The 16985-nt window shown below is 72.8% G+C and carries 17 protein-coding genes and 1 pseudogene; 5 read left to right on the plus strand and 13 right to left on the minus strand.

The features are described 5' to 3' along the window. Together AB0F56_RS28040 and AB0F56_RS28045 are read right to left on the minus strand one after the other, a co-directional pair. Positions 1 to 1101 (minus strand): MMPL family transporter (locus AB0F56_RS28040; protein ID WP_362014404.1); only part of this gene is annotated, 1101 nt, incomplete at its 3' end. 141 nt (positions 1102 to 1242) lie between these two features. Further along, positions 1243 to 1791: a DUF1707 and FHA domain-containing protein gene (locus tag AB0F56_RS28045; protein WP_362014405.1), complete on the minus strand. Its 549-nt coding sequence runs from the start codon at positions 1789 to 1791 to the stop codon at positions 1243 to 1245. A gap of 202 nt (positions 1792 to 1993) precedes the next feature. Between AB0F56_RS28045 and AB0F56_RS28050 the strand changes: the two genes are divergently transcribed. Together AB0F56_RS28050 and treZ are read left to right on the plus strand one after the other, a co-directional pair. Continuing rightward, positions 1994 to 2983: a GNAT family N-acetyltransferase gene (locus AB0F56_RS28050; RefSeq protein ID WP_362014407.1), complete on the plus strand. Its 990-nt coding sequence runs from the start codon at positions 1994 to 1996 to the stop codon at positions 2981 to 2983. Between the two features lie 99 nt (positions 2984 to 3082). Beyond that, entirely contained in the window at positions 3083 to 4834 is a 1752-nt protein-coding gene (gene treZ / locus AB0F56_RS28055; protein WP_362014409.1) for a malto-oligosyltrehalose trehalohydrolase, read from the plus strand. Between the two features lie 12 nt (positions 4835 to 4846). Here the strand turns inward: treZ and AB0F56_RS28060 are convergent, their stop codons facing one another. From AB0F56_RS28060 to AB0F56_RS28075, 4 genes are all read right to left on the minus strand, one after another. Continuing rightward, positions 4847 to 6004: an aminopeptidase P family protein gene (locus AB0F56_RS28060; RefSeq protein WP_362014411.1), complete on the minus strand. Its 1158-nt coding sequence runs from the start codon at positions 6002 to 6004 to the stop codon at positions 4847 to 4849. Positions 6005 to 6069: 65 nt separating this feature from the next. Continuing rightward, positions 6070 to 7041, minus strand: coding sequence for a hypothetical protein (locus tag AB0F56_RS28065; protein WP_362014413.1), 972 nt, complete (start codon positions 7039 to 7041; stop codon positions 6070 to 6072). A 59-nt stretch (positions 7042 to 7100) separates the two neighbouring features. Continuing rightward, a complete protein-coding gene (locus tag AB0F56_RS28070) occupies positions 7101 to 7973 on the minus strand; it encodes a LysR family transcriptional regulator (protein ID WP_362014414.1) in 873 nt (290 codons plus the stop codon). A gap of 146 nt (positions 7974 to 8119) precedes the next feature. After that, positions 8120 to 8707, minus strand: coding sequence for a hypothetical protein (locus AB0F56_RS28075; RefSeq protein WP_362014416.1), 588 nt, complete (start codon positions 8705 to 8707; stop codon positions 8120 to 8122). A 137-nt stretch (positions 8708 to 8844) separates the two neighbouring features. Here AB0F56_RS28075 and AB0F56_RS28080 point away from each other — a divergent pair, with 137 nt between their 5' ends. Further along, positions 8845 to 9585 (plus strand): hypothetical protein, encoded by a 741-nt coding sequence (locus AB0F56_RS28080; protein WP_362014417.1) that lies wholly within the window; start codon positions 8845 to 8847, stop codon positions 9583 to 9585. Positions 9586 to 9743: 158 nt separating this feature from the next. Here AB0F56_RS28080 and AB0F56_RS28085 read toward each other — a convergent pair whose 3' ends face one another. Further along, positions 9744 to 10370 (minus strand): nucleoside/nucleotide kinase family protein, encoded by a 627-nt coding sequence (locus AB0F56_RS28085; RefSeq protein ID WP_362014418.1) that lies wholly within the window; start codon positions 10368 to 10370, stop codon positions 9744 to 9746. 56 nt (positions 10371 to 10426) lie between these two features. On the opposite strand from AB0F56_RS28085, the gene AB0F56_RS28090 reads away from it, so the two are divergent. Continuing rightward, complete coding sequence (locus tag AB0F56_RS28090) at positions 10427 to 10819, plus strand: VOC family protein (protein WP_362014420.1); 393 nt, start codon at positions 10427 to 10429, stop codon at positions 10817 to 10819. Positions 10820 to 11029: 210 nt separating this feature from the next. On the opposite strand, the gene AB0F56_RS28095 is transcribed toward AB0F56_RS28090, so the two are convergent. Beyond that, on the minus strand, positions 11030 to 11683 hold the full coding sequence (locus AB0F56_RS28095) for a hypothetical protein (RefSeq protein WP_362014601.1): 654 nt from the start codon (positions 11681 to 11683) through the stop codon (positions 11030 to 11032). Positions 11684 to 11927: 244 nt separating this feature from the next. Then, a pseudogene (locus AB0F56_RS28100) lies at positions 11928 to 12332 on the minus strand (TerD family protein); the annotation flags it as partial. 116 nt (positions 12333 to 12448) lie between these two features. Here AB0F56_RS28100 and AB0F56_RS28105 point away from each other — a divergent pair. Then, positions 12449 to 13693 (plus strand): benzoate/H(+) symporter BenE family transporter, encoded by a 1245-nt coding sequence (locus AB0F56_RS28105; protein WP_362014422.1) that lies wholly within the window; start codon positions 12449 to 12451, stop codon positions 13691 to 13693. An 11-nt stretch (positions 13694 to 13704) separates the two neighbouring features. Here AB0F56_RS28105 and AB0F56_RS28110 read toward each other — a convergent pair whose 3' ends face one another. From AB0F56_RS28110 to AB0F56_RS28125, 4 genes are all read right to left on the minus strand, one after another. Further along, positions 13705 to 14301 (minus strand): NAD(P)H-dependent oxidoreductase, encoded by a 597-nt coding sequence (locus tag AB0F56_RS28110; RefSeq protein WP_362014423.1) that lies wholly within the window; start codon positions 14299 to 14301, stop codon positions 13705 to 13707. Between the two features lie 142 nt (positions 14302 to 14443). After that, positions 14444 to 14854, minus strand: coding sequence for a peptide-methionine (R)-S-oxide reductase MsrB (gene msrB, locus AB0F56_RS28115; protein WP_362014425.1), 411 nt, complete (start codon positions 14852 to 14854; stop codon positions 14444 to 14446). A 10-nt stretch (positions 14855 to 14864) separates the two neighbouring features. Next, complete coding sequence (gene murC / locus AB0F56_RS28120; RefSeq protein ID WP_362014427.1) at positions 14865 to 16256, minus strand: UDP-N-acetylmuramate--L-alanine ligase; 1392 nt, start codon at positions 16254 to 16256, stop codon at positions 14865 to 14867. Between the two features lie 144 nt (positions 16257 to 16400). Beyond that, positions 16401 to 16889: an indole-3-glycerol phosphate synthase gene (locus tag AB0F56_RS28125; protein ID WP_362014429.1), complete on the minus strand. Its 489-nt coding sequence runs from the start codon at positions 16887 to 16889 to the stop codon at positions 16401 to 16403. Positions 16890 to 16985 lie beyond the last annotated feature (96 nt).

Consider the following 16985-nt stretch of genomic DNA (forward strand, 5'->3'; position numbering starts at 1 on the left):
TCGGGGCCCCTGCCGCGCGCCCCCCCCCGGCCGCTCCCCCCCGCGGGGTGCGGGGGGGCGCGGGTGGGGGTCGCGCCGGCCGCCGTCCATGCGGTGGCCCAACGTCGCGAGCAGGGCGGGCAGGACGGTCAGCGAGCCGCCGACCGCGACCAGCGTGACCAGGATCGCGCCCGTGGCGATCGACGAGAAGATCACGTCCCCGACGAGGTACAGGCCGGCGAGGGAGAGGGCGACGGCGAGCCCGGAGTCGACGACCGCGCGGCCCGAGGTCGCGGCGGCCAGTTCGACGGCGCGGGCGTGCGAGATCGTGCCGCCGGACCGCTCGCGTTCCTCGCGGGCCCGCTTGAGGTAGAAGAGCGAGTAGTCGACGCCGACCGCCATGCCCATCATGAAGATGACGCTGAGCGCCGCGCCGCCCGCGTCGGGAAAGACCCAGGAGGCCACTCCGTACAGGCCGACCGCGCCGACGAAGGCGAACAGGGCGAGGAGCACGGGGATTCCGGCGGCGAGCACCGCGCCGAAGACCACCAGGAGGATGAGGAAGGTGACCGGGAGGCTGATCATCTCGGTCCGCTGAAGTTCCTGCCCCTGCTTGTCGTTGACCGCGACGGAGACGGAGGCGCTGCCGGTCTGTTCGATCGTCAGCTCGGGGTGCGCCCGCTGGACGGCGGCCGTCTCGGCGAGGAGCGTCCCGACGTCCTTCTTCGCCGTCTCCCGGTCCCCGCGCAGCGTGACCGCGACCCGCACCGTCTCCGGGCGCCCGGCGGAGGCGACGGGTGCGCCGACCGCCTCGACGGAGGGCAGCGCCGCCATCCGCCGCCGGATCTCCTCCGCGGCGGTCGTGGCACCCGCCTTGGTCTTCCCCTCGATCAGCACCTGCTCCACCGGCGGAGGCGTCAGGCCGCTCCCGGAGGCCATCGCCTCGGCCCGTCCCGCCTCACCGATCCAGAAGTCGGCGAAGGTCCCCTTGTGCGTGCCGACGGCCGCCCCCGCGCCGACGCAGAGGGCGAGCAGCAGCACCCAGCCCGCGATCGCCTTCCACGGGTGGGTCGCACACCACTGCGCCGTTCGGACCGTGACCGGGACTTCTGTGCTTCTCATGGAGAGAAGCCTCCCGGCGGAGGCGGTACGCGGTCACTGGTGGACTCCCGCGTACGGAAAGGGGGGTTACCCCCACCCTTAGGGGAAGTCCCCGATTTTCCCGGGGAGTTGTCACGGTGAGCGCCCGCCTCCCAGAGTCGCTCAGCGCACCGACAGCCTGAACGTCATCTGTCCGAAGCCGACCGCGTCCCCCACTCGGACCGCCACCGCGCCCGTGACCCGGCGGCCGTTGACCGTCGTGCCGTTGGTCGAGCCGAGGTCGCGCAGGACCCAGAGCCCGCCCTGGAGGGAGAGTTCGGCGTGCAGCCGGGAGACCGTCTCGTGGCTGAGCCGCAGCCCGTTCACCGGGTCGCGGCCGATCCGCAGCGGGTGCGGCCCCGGCTCCGGCATCAGCAGCTTCGGCAACCGCTCGGTGTGCCAGGCGCGGCCGAGCTTCGCCGTGAACGCGGACACCTTCTCCACCGCCCCGACCAGGCGGCGCGTCCAGCCGGACTCGGTGCGCAGGTCGGCGGTGAGGAGGGCGAGTTCGTCCGGCTGCCGGGCGGCGAGCGCCCGCTCCATCCGGAACAGGAAGGTGTCGTGCGAGAGCCTGCCCTGCGCGGCACCCTCACGGAGGAGCTCCAGCGCGCGGTCCCGCTCGGCGTCGGAGAGCCGAGCGGGGTGCGTGGAGAACTCGAAAGGGGTGGTCACACGGTGATTGTCCGTCCGAGGGGCCCGAGGTGTCCAGAACGGGTGCGAAGGGGGCGGAAAGGCGGCCCCGCCGGCACCCCGTCGGCGGTTCCGGGGCGGCCCCGTCGGCGGTTCGGGGCGGCCGCATCGCCCCTTAAGCCCGTACCGGCCGCGTCAAGATCGCTGATAGCTTCTGCGGACTCGACTCCCTGGGGGATATGACGTGACCGCGTCCTCGACCGCCACGCCCGACGGCGTGATACTCCGCCCGCTCGCCGGACCGGAGGAGCTGGAGCTGTTCCAACGGCTCAGCTACGTCCTCGACCACGAACTCGAGGACGACCTCGCCACCGGCCGCCGCGTGCCGGCCTGGATGTGGGTCGCCCTGCGCGGCGACCGGGTCCTCGCCAGGATCTCCTGGTGGACCAAGAAGGCGGGCGGCGAGCCGCTCGCCCTCGACTTCTTCGACCTCGACCCCGAACTGCCCGAGGAGGAGCGCGCCGAGATCGGCCTCCGCCTCCTGGAGACGGCGACCGCCGCGGTCGTACCGGCGGGCACGGCCCGCCCCGAGTTCAACCGGTTCCTGCCGGCGGACTGGCGCGAAGTGCCGGGAACGCGGGCCGAACTGGAGACGCTCTTCCGCGTCCTGGAGGCCTCGGGCGCGCGCCCGCTGGTCGAACGGCTGCGCCTGGAGTGGCTCCCCGGCACCCCCGTACCGGAGGCGACGGGCCGCCTCGACTTCCGGCCGGTGCGCGACCGCGAGGACCTGGTCGCGCTGATGGCCCCGGTCCTGGAAGGCACCCTCGACGCGCACGGGCAGGCCGATCTGGCGTCCGGTCTTACGCCCCGCGAGGCGGCGGAGCAGCACTACGACGAGGAGTTCGCGCAGTACGCCTCGCCCCGGGCGTGGTGGCGGGTCGCCGAGCTGCCGGAGACCGGCGAGCCGGTCGGCTTCGTCGTGCCCGCGCGCAACAACTACAACCACACGATCGCCTACATCGGTGTGCTCCCCGCCCACCGGGGCCAGGGCTACATCGACGACATCCTCGCCGAGGGCACCCGCGTCCTCGCCGGAGAGAACGTGCCCCGCATCCGGGCGGCGACCGACCTGGGCAACGTCCCGATGGCCAGGGCCTTCGCCCGGACGGGTTACGCGACCTTCCAGCGGGCGATCGACTTCGTGTGGGACACGCCGGGCGCGGCCGGGTCCTGACTGCCAGGATGGTCGCCGTAGCCGCAGTTCCTGGCGGAAGCAGCCGTCGTTCCTGGCGGAACGGCTGTGCGCGAGGACCATCGACGAGGGGATCGGCCGGTGCTGTTCGAGGTGTGGGCCCCGCAGGCCCGTGACCGGGTGACGCTGGAGCTCGACGGCACCGGGCATCCGCTGGAGCGGGACGCCGAGCGGGCCGGCTGGTGGTCCGGCGTCGTACCGGCCGAGGACGGCGACCGGTACGGCTACTCCCTGGACGGCGGCCCCGTCCTGCCCGACCCCCGGTCCCGCCGCCAGCCGGACGGCCCCGACGGGCTGAGCGCGGTCGTCGACCACTCCGCGTACGTCTGGTTCAACGAGGCCCCGCGGCTGCGGCTGCGCGCCGCCGTCCTGTACGAGCTGCACGTCGGGACCTTCACCCCGGACGGGACCCTGGACGCGGCGGCGGAGCGGCTCGGCGAGCTGGCGGGGCTCGGCATCACCCATGTGGAGCTGATGCCGCTCTGCCCGTTCCCGGGCACCCGCGGCTGGGGATACGACGGCGTGGCGCCGTGGGCGGTCCACGAGCCGTACGGCGGCCCGACGGCGCTCAAGCGCTTCGTCGACACGGCCCACGGGCTCGGGATGGGCGTGGTCCTGGACGTCGTCCACAACCACCTGGGCCCGTCGGGCAACCACCTGCCGTCCTACGGCCCGTACTTCACCGACACCCACCACACGCCGTGGGGCGCCGCGGTGAACCTGGACGCGCCAGGCTCGGACGAGGTCCGCCGGTATCTGCGGGACAGCGCGCTCGCCTGGCTCCAGGACTACCGGATCGACGGGCTCCGGCTGGACGCCGTGCACGCCCTGGTGGACAACCGGGCGCTGACGTTCCTGGAGGAGCTGAGCGAGGCGGTGGACGAGCTGGCGCGGGAGCAGGGCCGCCAGCACTTCCTGATCGCCGAGTCGGACCTCGCCGACCCGCGCACCACGACCCCGCGCGTCTCGGGCGGCCTCGGCCTGCACGCCCAGTGGAACGACGACTTCCACCACGCCCTGCACACGACCCTGACCGGCGAGGACCAGGGCTACTACGCCGACTTCGCGAGCGCCCCGCTGGCCGCGCTCGCCAAGACCCTGACCCATGTCTTCTTCCACGACGGTACGTACTCGAGCTTCCGGGCCCGCCACCACGGGCGCCCGGTGGACCGGGTCCGTACGCCCGCGCACCGCTTCCTCGGCTACGCCCAGACGCACGACCAGATCGGCAACCGGGCGCTCGGCGACCGGCTCTCGGCGACGCTCTCCCCCGGGCTGCTCGCCTGCGCGGCGACGCTCGTCCTGACGGGGCCCTCGGTGCCGATGCTGTTCATGGGCGAGGAGTGGGGGGCGACCACGCCCTGGATGTACTTCACCGACCACACGGACGAGGAGCTCGCGGAGGCGGTACGGCGGGGCAGGCGCCGGGAGTTCGCCGAGCACGGCTGGGCGGAGGAGGACATCCCGGACCCGCAGGACCCGTCCACCCGGGACCGTTCCGTCCTGGACCGTACGGAGCGCGAGCGCGCCCCGCACAACCGGCTTGCGGCCTGGCACCGGGAGCTGATCGCGCTGCGCCGCACCCTGCCGGACCTCACCGACCCGGACCTGGCGGCGGTCCGGGTCGCCTTCGACGAGGAGGCCCGCTGGCTGGCGTTCCGGCGCGGGGTGCTGCGGATCGCGGTCAACCTGGGCAAGGAGCCGGTGGCCATCCCGCTGGGCACGAACGGCCGCGACCGGGTCCTCGCGGCCTGGGAGCCGGTCGAGGCCCCGGGCGCAGACGGCCTGCTGCGGCTGCCGGCGGAGTGCGCGGTGGTCCTGACGGACGGGTGAGCTTCTTGCGGGCTACTCGACGATCGCCATCTCGTGCGGGGTGTTGTTGAAGCGGCGGCCGGCGCCGGTACCGTCCGGGCCGCCGTCCTCCGTGGCCGTCACGATGTCCTCGATGCGGACCCCGAAGCGGCCCGGCAGATAGACGCCCGGCTCGATGGAGAAGCACATGCCCGGCACGATCGGGAGCTCCTCGCCCTCGATCATGTACGGCGGCTCGTGGGTCGTGACGCCGATGCCGTGGCCGGTGCGGTGGATGAAGTACTCGCCGTAGCCCGCGTCCGTGATCACCTTGCGGGCCGCCCGGTCGACGTCCTGGCAGGCCGCGCCGGGCCGTACAGCCTCGAAGCCGGCCTGCTGCGCCTCCCGTACGAGGTCGTGGACGCGCCGCTCCTCGTCGGTCGGTTCGCCGACGTGGACGGTACGGGTGGTGTCGGAGCCGTACCCGTGTTTGAGGCCGCCGAAGTCGAGGACGACCATGTCCCCACGCTCGATGACCCGCTCGCCCGCCTCGTGGTGCGGGTTGGCGCCGTTGGGGCCTGAGCCGACGACGGTGAAGTCGACCTGGGAGTGGCCGAACCGCATGAGCAGCGCGGCGAGATCGGCGGCCACCTCGGTCTCCCGACGGCCCGCGAAGGCGACCTTGAGGATCTCGCCGTACGCCCGGTCGGCGGATGCGCCGGCCACCGCGATCCGCTCCAGCTCGTGGGCGTCCTTGACGGCCCGCAGCATCGGCAGCGCCTCGGTGAGGGAGACGTACGACGTGTCGGGGAGCTGCTTCTGGAGGCCGAGCAGATGCATGGCCCAGGCGTTGTCGCTGACGCCGAACCGGCCGGTCACGTCGAGGAGCGGCGAGGTGACGGCGTACGGGTCCTTGCCGTCGGTCCAGTCCCGCAGCGTGAGCGCGGCGGCGCCGGGCGCCCTCTGGGCGTCCGGGGCCTCCAGCGTCGGCACGACGAGCACCGGGTCCTGGCCGGCGGCGAGGACGAGGACGGTGAGCCGTTCGGTGATCGCGGTCGGCTGGTAGCCGGTCAGGTAGACGAGGTCGGGGCCGGGGGCGACGAGGACGCCGGCGAGTCCGGCGTCGGCGGCGGACTCGGCGGCACGGTTCATCCGGGCGCGGTAGTCGTCGGCGGTGAAGGGCGCGGGAGCGGACTCAGGCGTACTCGGCATGGGGTCAATCCTGCCGGTCGAGCCCCTGCGGCGCGACCGGTCGGGGCGGGTCGGGGCGGGTGCGGTCAGCGGGTGTCGGGGCCGGGCCCGGGGCCCTGGGAGATGAGGCGTTCGAGCAGGTCGTGGAAGTCCTCGCCGACGACGATCCGCAGCTCGCCGCCGTCCTCGTCGTGGTCGCTGAGCTGGGTGAGCGTGCCGCCGCGCCACCAGAAGACGTACGGGCTGATGGCGCCCGGGGTGTCCTCGTAACCGGAGGCGGCGAACGAGGCCATCGCGCCGAGCGCGGGCACGATCGTCGTGTCGCGGATCGGGTGGAAGGCCAGCTGGTGCCGGAACGGCATGGCGACCAGGGCCCCGTACTCGCCGAGCGGGCGCCCGGTGACGCGCCGTACGACGGCGTCCAGGTCGAGGACGCGGCTCGCGGTGTAGAAGGAGTCGCCGAGGATGACCTCGAAGCACATGCCGTCGGCGTCCCGGACCGTCTCGTGTCCCTCGACGGGCAGCCCGCGCAGATTGGCGAGCGCGCGGTCGCGCAGGTCGTCGAGGTCGCCGAGGGGTTCGAGCGCCTCGTCGGTGAGCATCATGACGCTCTCGGGGAGGTCGAGGGCGAGAATCTCGTACAGCCCCGGCGCGACGCTGCGCGCGTAGCCGAAGGTGCCGGGGTCGATGCCCTCGCCGCTGACGACGCGGGGGTAGAGCTGGGCGCGGATCTGCTCGGGCCGGAGGGTGTCGAGGGCCGAGGGGCCGTCCATGGTCCGCAGCACGAGGCTCACATGGCGGCGGATCAGCGCGGGCCAGACGCGCGGTCCGCGCCGGTCGTTGTGGCAGACGGCGGCGAGGTTGCCGAGGCCGAAGGCACGGCCGTCGGCGTCGCGCACCAGGTCGGCGTAGACGGTGACTTCGAGGCCGAGTTCGGCGAAGGCCTCGCGGACGCGGCTGCGGAAGAGGGCGGCCTCGCGGACGGAGAAGTACGAGAACTCGGGGTCCCTGGGCGCGTCGTCACCGTCGCGCCGTGGCCCTCGTCGGAACAACCCCACGTCAGCCCCGCCTTCCCTGTCGCCCCTCGCCGTGGGACCAGCCTAGGGGGTGTCTCCGCTCAGGCGACGAGCTGTCCGGCCAACTCCGCGGCCGGGCCCCCTGGTTCGGTGCCGGTGTGGAGGAGTTCGACGCGGTGGACGAGGCGCGGGGAGGTGAGGGGTACGGCGACGGCTCTGGGGACCGCGGCGGCGAGGGAGACGGGCAGCAGGGTGAGGCCGTGCCCGGCGGCGGCCAGGGCTCCGAGGAGGCGGCTGTCGGTGCCCTCGTGGCGCAGCGCGGTACGGAAGCCCTGGCCGGCGGGGCCGCCGTGCGCGGAGCAGAGCCGGTCGAGCGGGATGCCGGCGTCGGGGGCGTCGAGCCAGCGGGCGTCGACGAGGTCGGCGAGGCGCAGGCCGGGGCGCCCGGCGAGCGGATGGCCGACGGGCAGGACGACGGCGAGGGGCTCCTCGGCGACCCGGGTGGCCGTGAGCGGGGCGACGTCGGGCAGCCGCAACGGGTCGCTGGGGGCGGCAAGTCCGTCCACCAGGCCGAGGTCGGCCGCTCCGGTCGCGACGGCGGCGGGCACCTCGTCGCGGGGCAGGGTCCGCAGCGTGACGCCGACGGCGGGCAGGGCGGCGAGGGTACGGGGGTGCAGGGCGAGCGGGGAGGCCGCGAGGGTCAGCGTCTCGGGCGGCGCGGCGGCGAACCGGGCGAGGTCGGCGCGGGCGGCGTCGAGCCGGAGCAGCAGCGAACCGGCGTGTTCGAGCAGCCGCTCCCCCGCCGGGGTGGGCACGACGGGCCTGCGGAGGAGGAGCGGCAGACCGAGGTCGCCCTCCAGGGCGGCGATGTGCTGGGAGACGGCGGACTGGGTGTAGCCGAGCTCGCGGGCCGCCTCGGAGAAGGAGCGGAGCCGGGCGACGGTGACGAGGGTACGGAGGTGGTGCGGGTCCATGGGGTGGTGCGGGTCCTTGGGGTGGTCGGGTCCTCGGGGTCGTCGGGTCCTTGGGGCCGTCGGGTCCTTGAGGTGGTCGGGTCCTCGGGGTCGTCGGGTCCTCGGGGTGGTGCGGGGCCTTGCGGTGGTCGGATCGGGTCCTCGGATCAGAAGTCCGGCAGATCCAGGCGGCTCAGGAAGCGCCCCGGCCACGAGTAGAGCGCGCCGCTGAAGGAGAGGTTGCGGGTGTAGGCGCCCTCCAGCAGGATCGCGAGGCCGATGTCCAGGCCGTCGCAGTGGCCCTGCCCGGAACCCGAGATGCACTCCGGGTACCGCCAGCTCGACCGCGCCATGGTGAGGACGGCGCCCTCACGCCGCAGCTCGTGCCGGTACTTGCTGCCCAGGACCTGGTAACGGTACGAACGCCCGGCGACCTCGATCCGCAGCGCCCGCCCGCGCGGGGTGACCGCCAGATGACGGCGCTTGAGCTTTCCGCTCCAGCCGTCGACGGTCAGGGTCATGTCCGCCAAGCGCGGCCGGTCACGGAAGCCGACGCCGAGGAACGACATGGGCGGTATCCCCCGCCCGGACACCCAGGCGCCGACGAGATCCCGGGCGAACTCCTCCTCCGCGGGCGTCGACAGCTCGACCGTCCCGAAACCGGCCACCGTTCCGGCCCACGAGTGCGTGGAGCGCTTCCGCAGCCCTCCGTGATGCGGGCCTTGGTACGGCAACTCGAACTGGATCGGATACATGTGCGACGACTCCCCCGTGAACGTGTGCGGTCGCGAGGCTACCTGGTCAGCGCGGGTCGACGTCATAAGCGTTCGCGATCGGGAGTGCAGGAATCATCGTTGGACGTGAACGAGCCCGTCCGACCAGCATGGTCGGCATGAACCAGGCATCGACCATCACCCGGCACACCCCCCGCGTCGCCCTCGTCGGCGACCGCTCCCCGCACGTGAAGTCCCACGTCCGCATCCCCACTCTCTTCGACGCGCTGGCCGAGCGCGACGGCCTCGTCCTCGACGCGTACTGGATCCCGACCGGCGACGCGGAGGCACCGGGCGCGGTGAAGGGCTTCGACGCCGTGTGGGTGCTGCCGGGGAGCCCGTACGAGAGCGAGGAGGGCGCGCTGGCCGCGATCCGTACCGCCCGCGAGGACGGCATCCCCTTCCTCGGCACCTGCGGCGGCTTCCAGCACGCGCTGCTGGAGTTCGCCCGCGACGTCTGCGGCCTGACCGCCGCCGCGCACGCCGAGAACGACCCGGCGGCGGCCGACGACGACCTGCTGATCGCGCCGCTCGCCTGTTCACTGGTCGGCCACGAGGGGGCGGTGCGGGTCACGCCGGGCTCGCTCGCGGAGTCGGTGCTCGGCACCGAGCGGACGACGGAGCGGTACCACTGCTCCTACGGCCCCGACACCCGCCACCTGGACACGCTGCGGGCGCACGGACTGCGGTTCACGGGCGAGGACGAGGGCGGGCAGGTCCGGATCGCGGAACTGCCGGGCCACCCCTTCTTCCTGACCACGCTCTTCCAGCCGGAACTGGCGGGCGACGGCTCACGCCCGCACCCGATCGTCCGGGCTCTGGCGCAAGCGGCGACGGACCACGCCGGCCGGTCCCACTAGGGCCTTTCGTTTGGATCAGGCCGGATCAGGGAGCGGGGTCTGGTGCCGTGCATCGCAAGGCGGAGGAGGGCGTCAACGCGGAGCGTTGGCAACCGACGACAACGCGGCGAGGCGCGGCACCAGACCCCGCGAGCCCGGCATGATCCAAACGAAAGGCCCTAGCTCATGCTCACGACGAGGTGGGCACGGCCCCTGCCCCGGGCGACGAGCAGGGCGTTGGACTCGTCGGAGTCGCGGACCCACCGCTCGGCGTGGGCGCGCTCCTTGCCGAAGCGGACGTGGCGTTCGACGAGCCGAGGCACCCGGCGGTTGTCGTCGAGCTCCAGGAACCACGCCTCGTCGAGCAGCGGCAGGACATCGACCCACGGACCCTCGTCGTGGAGCAGGTAGTTCCCCTCGGTGACGACGAGCGGGACCTCCGGCGCGACGGGCACCGCCCCGGCGACGGGCTCCTCCAGGGCGCGGTCGAACGCGGGGGCATAGACGGTCGTACCCGGCTCGGGGACACGGAGCCGGGCGAGCAGGGCGGTGTACCCGGCGGCGTCGAAGGTGTCCGGCGCCCCCTTCCGCCCGGCGCGCCCGAGCCGCTCCAGCTCGGCCTGGGCGAGGTGGAAGCCGTCCATCGGCACGAGGACGGCGAGGCCGTCGAGCCGGGCGACGAGCCGCGCCGCGAGGGTGGACTTCCCCGCCCCGGGCGCCCCGGCGAGCCCGAGGATCCGCCGCCGGCCGGGGACGGCGAGGAGCCGGGCGCGGTCGGTGAGCTCGGCGAGCAGCTGGGCGTCCATGCGGTGCATTGTCGCACCGCGTGGCGCCCGATCGGTCATACGTATAACCTCGTGGTATGTCCTTCATCGCTCTCGTCACTCTCGTCGTCCGTGACTACGACGAGGCCGTCGCCTTCTACACCGATGCCCTCGGCTTCGACCTCGTCGAGGACACCGACCGCGGCGACGGCACCCGCTGGGTCGTCGTCCGCCCGCCGGGCGGCCCCTCCGGCACGGCCCTGGTCCTGGCCCGGGCGAAGAACCCGGCGGAGGAGTCCGCCGTCGGCGCCCAGACGGGCGGCCGGGTCGGCTTCTTCCTCCACACCGACGACTTCACCCGCGACCACACCCGCATGACCACGGCAGGCGTCCGCTTCCTGGAGACCCCCCGCCACGAGCCGTACGGCACGGTCGCCGTCTTCGAAGACCTCTACGGCAACCGCTGGGACCTGCTGGAGCCGAGGACCTGACCGCCGGCAGGCGGCGCTTCAGATGTGCGGTCGCTCACATGATCTTGAGTGACAGGCTTGCGATCGCAGCCGGCAACTGGCCCTTCCGCGCCGCCACTTCCCGGCCCACCCGGGCCCCTACCGGCCGCAGAGGCTCGCGGGACTCCCCCGCAGCGAGAGCACCTCGATCTTCTCCCTACTGCGGGCGGTGGGACCTCGCCGTCGGGACGGTCAGCGCCTCCCTCGGCGTAGCCAGCCCTGGGCCTTGCTCATGTCGGTCACCGGTGCGGGCCGGCCGTCGGTCGGCCGGCGGCTGTGCGGCTGGAGGTGCTTCAGCCGTCCCCGCCACGGGCCGTCGGCCATCTCCATGTGCACGATGACCGGGCCCTCCGGCAGCGGAACGGTCTCCCGGCGCTTGCCGATCTCGTTGACCACGTTCTCGTAACTGGGCAGCGTCGTGGGGTCGTCGTGGCCCTCCAGTTCATAGAGGTGGACGATGAGGTTGTCGTCGCCCCGGTAGTGCAGGGCCAGATCGGCCGTCCCGCCCGTGTGGAGGAAGACGTCGGGGCCCCGGTTCTCCATCTCCTGCTCCGTCAGGCGCGTCGCGGCGGCCAGCGGCAGGACCTGGAACTGCCAGGGGCCCTCCGCCCTCAGCTTGAGGCGCAGTCGACCGCTTCCGGGGACCTGGACGAGTGTGCGGCCCCGGAAATTCTCCTCGGTGCTGTTGACGAGGTTATCCCCCTCCTTGTTCAGCCGGTTGAGGGTCCAGAGGCCCGTGTAACCGTCTCCCCGTATCTCGAGTTCGACCACGACCGGCCCCGGCGGAAGGCCGTCCACCGTGAGGACTTCGTTGTCCCTGCCGCTCTGCGTGTACGGCGGGAACACCGCACCGAACGTCCAGTCCTGCACTCCGCCCGGCGGCGCGGCCGGAACCACCACCGTGGGCGCGGGCCCGGGCCCGGGAGCCCGGAAAGCCGGAGCCGGAGTCTGGGGGCGGAGCCGCCGTCGGGCCCTGAACCGGTCCCGGTCCCGCGCCCCCCGCCCCCGGCCCCTCTGCCACGTCCACCCCGTAGTCGCTCGCCAGGCCCGCCAGGCCGTTCAGCCAACCCTGGCCCACCGCGCGGAACTTCCAGCCCCCCGCCTTCCGGTACAGCTCCGCCAAGACCATCGCCGTCTCGCCGCCCGCGTCCGTCACGTCGTACCCCGCGACCGACGTGCCGTCCGGCGCGAACGCCACCGCGGACAGGCCCCGCGCGTCCCGCAGCGCGCCGTTCTCCGTCGAGGCGACCACGAGGACCCGGGCGATGTCCCCCTCGATCGCCGTGAGGCCCGCCTCCAGCCAGACCGTGCCCTGGTCGTCCCCCAACAGGCGCACCGCGCCCGAGGGATGGACCGGTGCCCCGTGGAACACGATGTCCGCGTCCCCCCGGACCCGGCCCGTCTCCGTCAGCAGCAGCGCCGCGACGTCCACCCCGCCCCGCACCGCGATCCGCAGCGGCACCGTCGGTACGAAGGCATTGCTCCCCTTGATCATTTTCCCCTCCCCAAAATGGATCACTCCTGGATCTTGCGGCCATCCGGGCCCTCGCGACAAGGGCTGTGGAAAACCCCTCGGGCGCCCGGAAGTCGGTGTGCCAGGATGCCCGGGCCATGGATTTCATACGACATATTCGATCCGCCGCGCCGACCACCGCCGTCTCCGCCGGATTCCTCGCCGTGCTCATCGGCGTCACCAGCTCCGTGGCCGTCGTCTTCACGGCCGCCAAAGCCGCGGGGGCCACCTCCGCCGAGCTCACCTCCTGGGTCTTCGCCCTCGGCATCGGGATGGGGGTCACCTGCATCGGCCTCTCGCTGCGCTACCGCGCCCCCGTGGTGACGGCCTGGTCGACGCCCGGCGCCGCGCTCCTCGCCACCGGCCTGCAGGGGGTGACGATGGCTCAGGCGGTCGGGGCGTTCCTGCTGTCCGCCGTGCTCATCGTCATCAGCGGGGTCACCGGCTGGTTCGAACGGATCATGAACCGGATCCCGGTCCCGCTCGCCTCGGCGCTGCTCGCCGGTGTCCTGCTCCAGTTCGGCACCGAACTCTTCACGCAGATGGAGCGGAACGGCGTCATCGCGGTCCCCATGTTCCTGGCGTACCTCGTCGGCCGGCGCTGGTTCCCCCGGTACGCGGTCGTCGCGGCGCTCGCCGTCGGTGTCGCCGCGACGGCGTGGCAGGGCTCGTGGAAGCTGGACGGCTTCGAGCTCACGCTCGCCGAACCGGCCTTCGTACGCCCCGAGTTCGACTGGCAGGTCCTGATAGGCGTCGGCCTGCCGCTCTTCGCCGTGACCATGGCCTCGCAGAACCTGCCCGGGGTGGCCGTGCTCCGCAACGCCGGTTACTCCACCCCGATCTCACCCCTCCTGACCTGGACCGGAACGGTCAACACCGTCCTCGCGCCCTTCGGTTGCTTCGGCCTGAACCTGGCCGCCATCACCGCCGCCATCTGCAGTGGCGAGGCGGCCCACCCCGACCCCAGGAAGCGGTACATCGCCGGTGTCTGGACGGGGGTCTTCTATCTGCTGGTCGGCCTCTTCGGCGGAACGGTCGGCTGGCTGCTGACGGCGATGCCGCCGGCCCTCGTCCTGGGCATCGCGGGCATCGGCCTGCTCGGCACGATCGGCGGCTCCCTCACCTCGGCCCTCCGCGACGACCGCCTGCGCGAACCGGCCGTGGTCACCCTCCTCGCGACCGCGTCCGGCTTCACGCTCTTCGGTATCGGCTCGACCTTCTGGGGCCTGCTCGCGGGCGTCCTGACCCTCGCCGTCGGCGACTTCGCCCGGCGGCGCGGGGGCCGCTCCGACGCGCAGCCGCGGAGCGCCGCCCCCGAGACCGAGGCGGCGAAGACCCGCTGAACCGCTGGGCGTCAGACCGAACGCGCCAGCGCCGCCGCCCTGGCCAGGTGCTCACCCTTGAGCACCTGCCAGCCGCTCGCACTCGCGCCCGCGGAGCCGCCGAGGACGACGAACTCGCTCGCCCTCGCCCGCTCGCCGATACGGTCCGTCAGCATGACGGTCCTCATCGCGCGGTAGCAGCCGGAGGCTTCGAGTTCGGCGATGTCGTACCCGGCCGTACAGAGGACCAGGGCCTTCTCGGCCACCATGCGGCGCGGACCGGTGACTCCCCGGGCGAACCCCACCGTCCAGACGCGGTCGAACCAGCCCTTGAGCCTGGCCGGGCAGTCCGCCCACCACACCGGGTAGACGAACACCCACGTGTCGGCGACGGCGAGCCTGGCGTGCTCGGCGGCGACGTCCTCGGGGACGGGCGCGTCGGCGTCGTACCCGGACTCGCGCTCGTACTCGGCCCGCGTGAGCTCCGCGCGGAAGTCCATCGCGTAGAGGTCCGACACCGTGTACGGCCGACCGGCGTCGGCAAGGCCGCCGAGGAACGCGTCGAGCACCTCGCGCGTGAAGCTCCGCTCACTGGGGTGCGCATAGACGACGTGTACGGGGCCGGTCACGCGTCCACCTCGAGCTCAGGTCGTCTGCGCAGTACCGGCGGGGCATGCGGCTCCGTCAGGAGTCGCTCTGCGGGGTGCGGCGTCATGCGCCACACCCTGGCAGTGCCCCGCCGGGACCTCCAACGAATAAAGGAGCGGCCGGTCAGCCCTCGTCCGGCGTCAGGCGCAGCGAGATGCTGTTGATGCAGTACCGCTGGTCCGTCGGGGTCGGGTAGCCCTCGCCCTCGAAGACATGGCCCAGGTGCGAGCCGCAGCGCGCGCAGCGGACTTCGGTGCGCGTCATCCCGTGCGAGCGGTCCTCGATCAGCTCGACCGCCTCGCTCTCCTTCGGGTCGTAGAAGGACGGCCAGCCGCAGTGCGACTCGAACTTCTCCGTCGACGTGAACAGCTCGGAGCCGCACGCCCGGCAGGAGTAGACGCCCTTCGTCTTCGTGTCCGTGTACTCACCCCGGAACGCGGGCTCGGTGCCCGCCTGGCGCAGGACCTGGTACTCCTGCGGGGTCAGCTCCGCGCGCCACTGCTCGTCCGGCTTCTCGACCTCGTACGACGCCATCACATGCTCCTCAGCTCGACAGGCGGGCGAGGATCTCCGGACCGAGGTCCGTGACGTCGCCCGCGCCCATCGTCAGAACGAGATCACCGGGCCTGGCCATTCCCGCCACGACGTCCGGGACCGTGCCCTTGTCGTGGACCGCCGTCACGTCCGCGCCGGCCGCGCGGGCCGCCGCGATGATCAGCTCGCTGGTGATGCCCGGGATCGGGTCCTCGCGGGCCGGGTAGATGTCCAGGACCACGGAGGCGTCGGCGAGGCCCAGGGCGTCGCCCATCTCCTTGCCGAGCTCCTGGGTGCGGGAGAAGAGGTGGGGCTGGAAGACGACCAGGAGGCGCGCGGCCCCGGCGGCGCCGCGCATGGCCTCCAGGTCGGCGGTCATCTCGGTGGGGTGGTGCGCGTACGAGTCGATGACCTGCACGCCGGCGGCCTCGCCCTTGAGCTGGAGGCGGCGGCCGACTCCGGTGTACGCGGTGAGGGCCTGGGCCAGCTCCGCCGGGTCGATGCCCACGCGGGAGCCGGCGGCGAGGGCCGCGGCCGCGTTGTGCGCGTAGTGACGGCCGGGGACGGAGACGGTGAAGGTGTGCTCGACGCCGTCGAGGAGGACGACGACCTCGCTGGTCATGCCCTTCGGGGTGATCGAGAGGATCCGGGCGTCGGAATCCGCGGACTCGCCGACGGTGAGGATCCGGAGGTCCTGCCGGCCCGCGACGCGGCGCGCAAGCTCGCGCGCGCCCGCGTGCTCGCCGACGACGAGGGTGCCACCGGGGCGGATCTTGGCGCTGAAGGCCTCGAAGGACTCGTAGATCTCGTCCATGGAGGCGTAGTTCGCGTGGTGGTCCAGCTCGACGTTGAGGACGATCGCGACCTCGGGGTCGTACTTCTGGAAGCTCCGGTCGCTCTCGTCCGCCTCGGCCACGAAGACCTGACCGTCGCCGTGCCGGGCGTTGGTGCCCGGGCCCGCGAGGTCGCCGCCGATGGCGTACGAGGGGTCGAGACCGAGCTCGGTGAGCGCGACGGCCAGCATCGACGTGGTCGTGGTCTTGCCGTGCGTACCGGCGACGGCGATCGCGCGCAGGCCGTCCATGAGGGAGGCGAGCGCGTCGGAGCGGTGGACGACCGGGATGCCCAGCTCGGCGGCGCGGGCCAGCTCGGGGTTGTCGGCGCGGATGGCGCTGGAGACGACGACGGCGGAGGCGTCGTCCGCGAGGTGGCCGGCGGCGTGCCCGATGTGCACCGTGACCCCGAGCGCGCGCAGCGCCTCGGCGGTCGCGGACTCCTTCGCGTCGCTGCCGGCCACCTTCGCTCCGCGCTGGGCGAGGATCTTCGCGATGCCCGACATTCCGGCACCGCCGATGCCGATGAAGTGCGGCCGTTCCATGGCGGTAGGGATGGCGGGTGCCATGAGTGTTCTCCCCGGGGGACGACGTACAGGAGGTCCCCAGCCTAGTGGCTCCCTGTGACAGCCCCTGGCTGACGGCCCCCGGGGCGCGCCCGCGCCCTACGCGGCGGCCGCCCCGCACGGGCGGGGCGGCCACGACACGTCCCCTTACCCCTCCGCGTTCTCCGCCTCGCTGTGCGCGAACAGCTTCAGGACCGGTACGCCGACCTTGTGACGGGCCCGTGACGCCCAGTCGCGGTGGAAGAACTCCTCCACATAGTGCGGGGCCGTCAGCACGATGACCTCGTCCGCCTCGGACTCCTCGACCACGGACTTCATCTTGTCCAGGGGGTGGTCCTCGACCACCTGTCCGACCGCCTCGCAGCCGGCGTTCCGCAGCCCCTGGAGGGAGTACTCCAGGGCCTGCTCGGCGGGGACACGGGCCGCCTTGCCCTCCGGCTCCTCACCCTCGCGGGTCGCTTCCTTCAGTTCGCCCATGGCGACGTCGTCGATGGCGCGCAGCAGTACATCGGCCTGGTCACCACGGGGCTGCATCAGAACGATGAAGGACACTTCCTCGTCGCCGTGCAGGGTGGTGACGAATTCCACGTCGACGGACGTGAGGGGCTTCTCGATCATCAGAACGCTTGTGAACACCTCAGGAGCCCTTCTGCGGAAACCATCCTTCCCCGTGCCCGCACGGGGTCTACGGGGGTAAGTGTGCCCAGCGGAAGCTAACCGGAACGACAAATT

Origin of the sequence: Streptomyces sp. NPDC026092, assembly GCF_040638605.1 — a bacterium.
Taxonomy (GTDB): Bacteria; Actinomycetota; Actinomycetes; order Streptomycetales; family Streptomycetaceae; genus Streptomyces.

What these genes read in the sequence shown, in the direction of transcription:
- AB0F56_RS28085 (WP_362014418.1), bottom strand. Translation starts at nt 10,370, where the DNA reads ATGGACGCCCAGCTGCTCGCCGAGCTCACCGACCGCGCCCGGCTCCTC.
- AB0F56_RS28090 (WP_362014420.1), top strand. Translation starts at nt 10,427, where the DNA reads ATGTCCTTCATCGCTCTCGTCACTCTCGTCGTCCGTGACTACGACGAG.
- AB0F56_RS28080 (WP_362014417.1), top strand. Translation starts at nt 8,845, where the DNA reads ATGAACCAGGCATCGACCATCACCCGGCACACCCCCCGCGTCGCCCTC.
- murC (WP_362014427.1), bottom strand. Translation starts at nt 16,256, where the DNA reads ATGGCACCCGCCATCCCTACCGCCATGGAACGGCCGCACTTCATCGGC.
- msrB (WP_362014425.1), bottom strand. Translation starts at nt 14,854, where the DNA reads ATGGCGTCGTACGAGGTCGAGAAGCCGGACGAGCAGTGGCGCGCGGAG.
- AB0F56_RS28070 (WP_362014414.1), bottom strand. Translation starts at nt 7,973, where the DNA reads ATGGACCCGCACCACCTCCGTACCCTCGTCACCGTCGCCCGGCTCCGC.
- AB0F56_RS28075 (WP_362014416.1), bottom strand. Translation starts at nt 8,707, where the DNA reads ATGTATCCGATCCAGTTCGAGTTGCCGTACCAAGGCCCGCATCACGGA.
- AB0F56_RS28105 (WP_362014422.1), top strand. Translation starts at nt 12,449, where the DNA reads ATGGATTTCATACGACATATTCGATCCGCCGCGCCGACCACCGCCGTC.
- AB0F56_RS28060 (WP_362014411.1), bottom strand. Translation starts at nt 6,004, where the DNA reads ATGCCGAGTACGCCTGAGTCCGCTCCCGCGCCCTTCACCGCCGACGAC.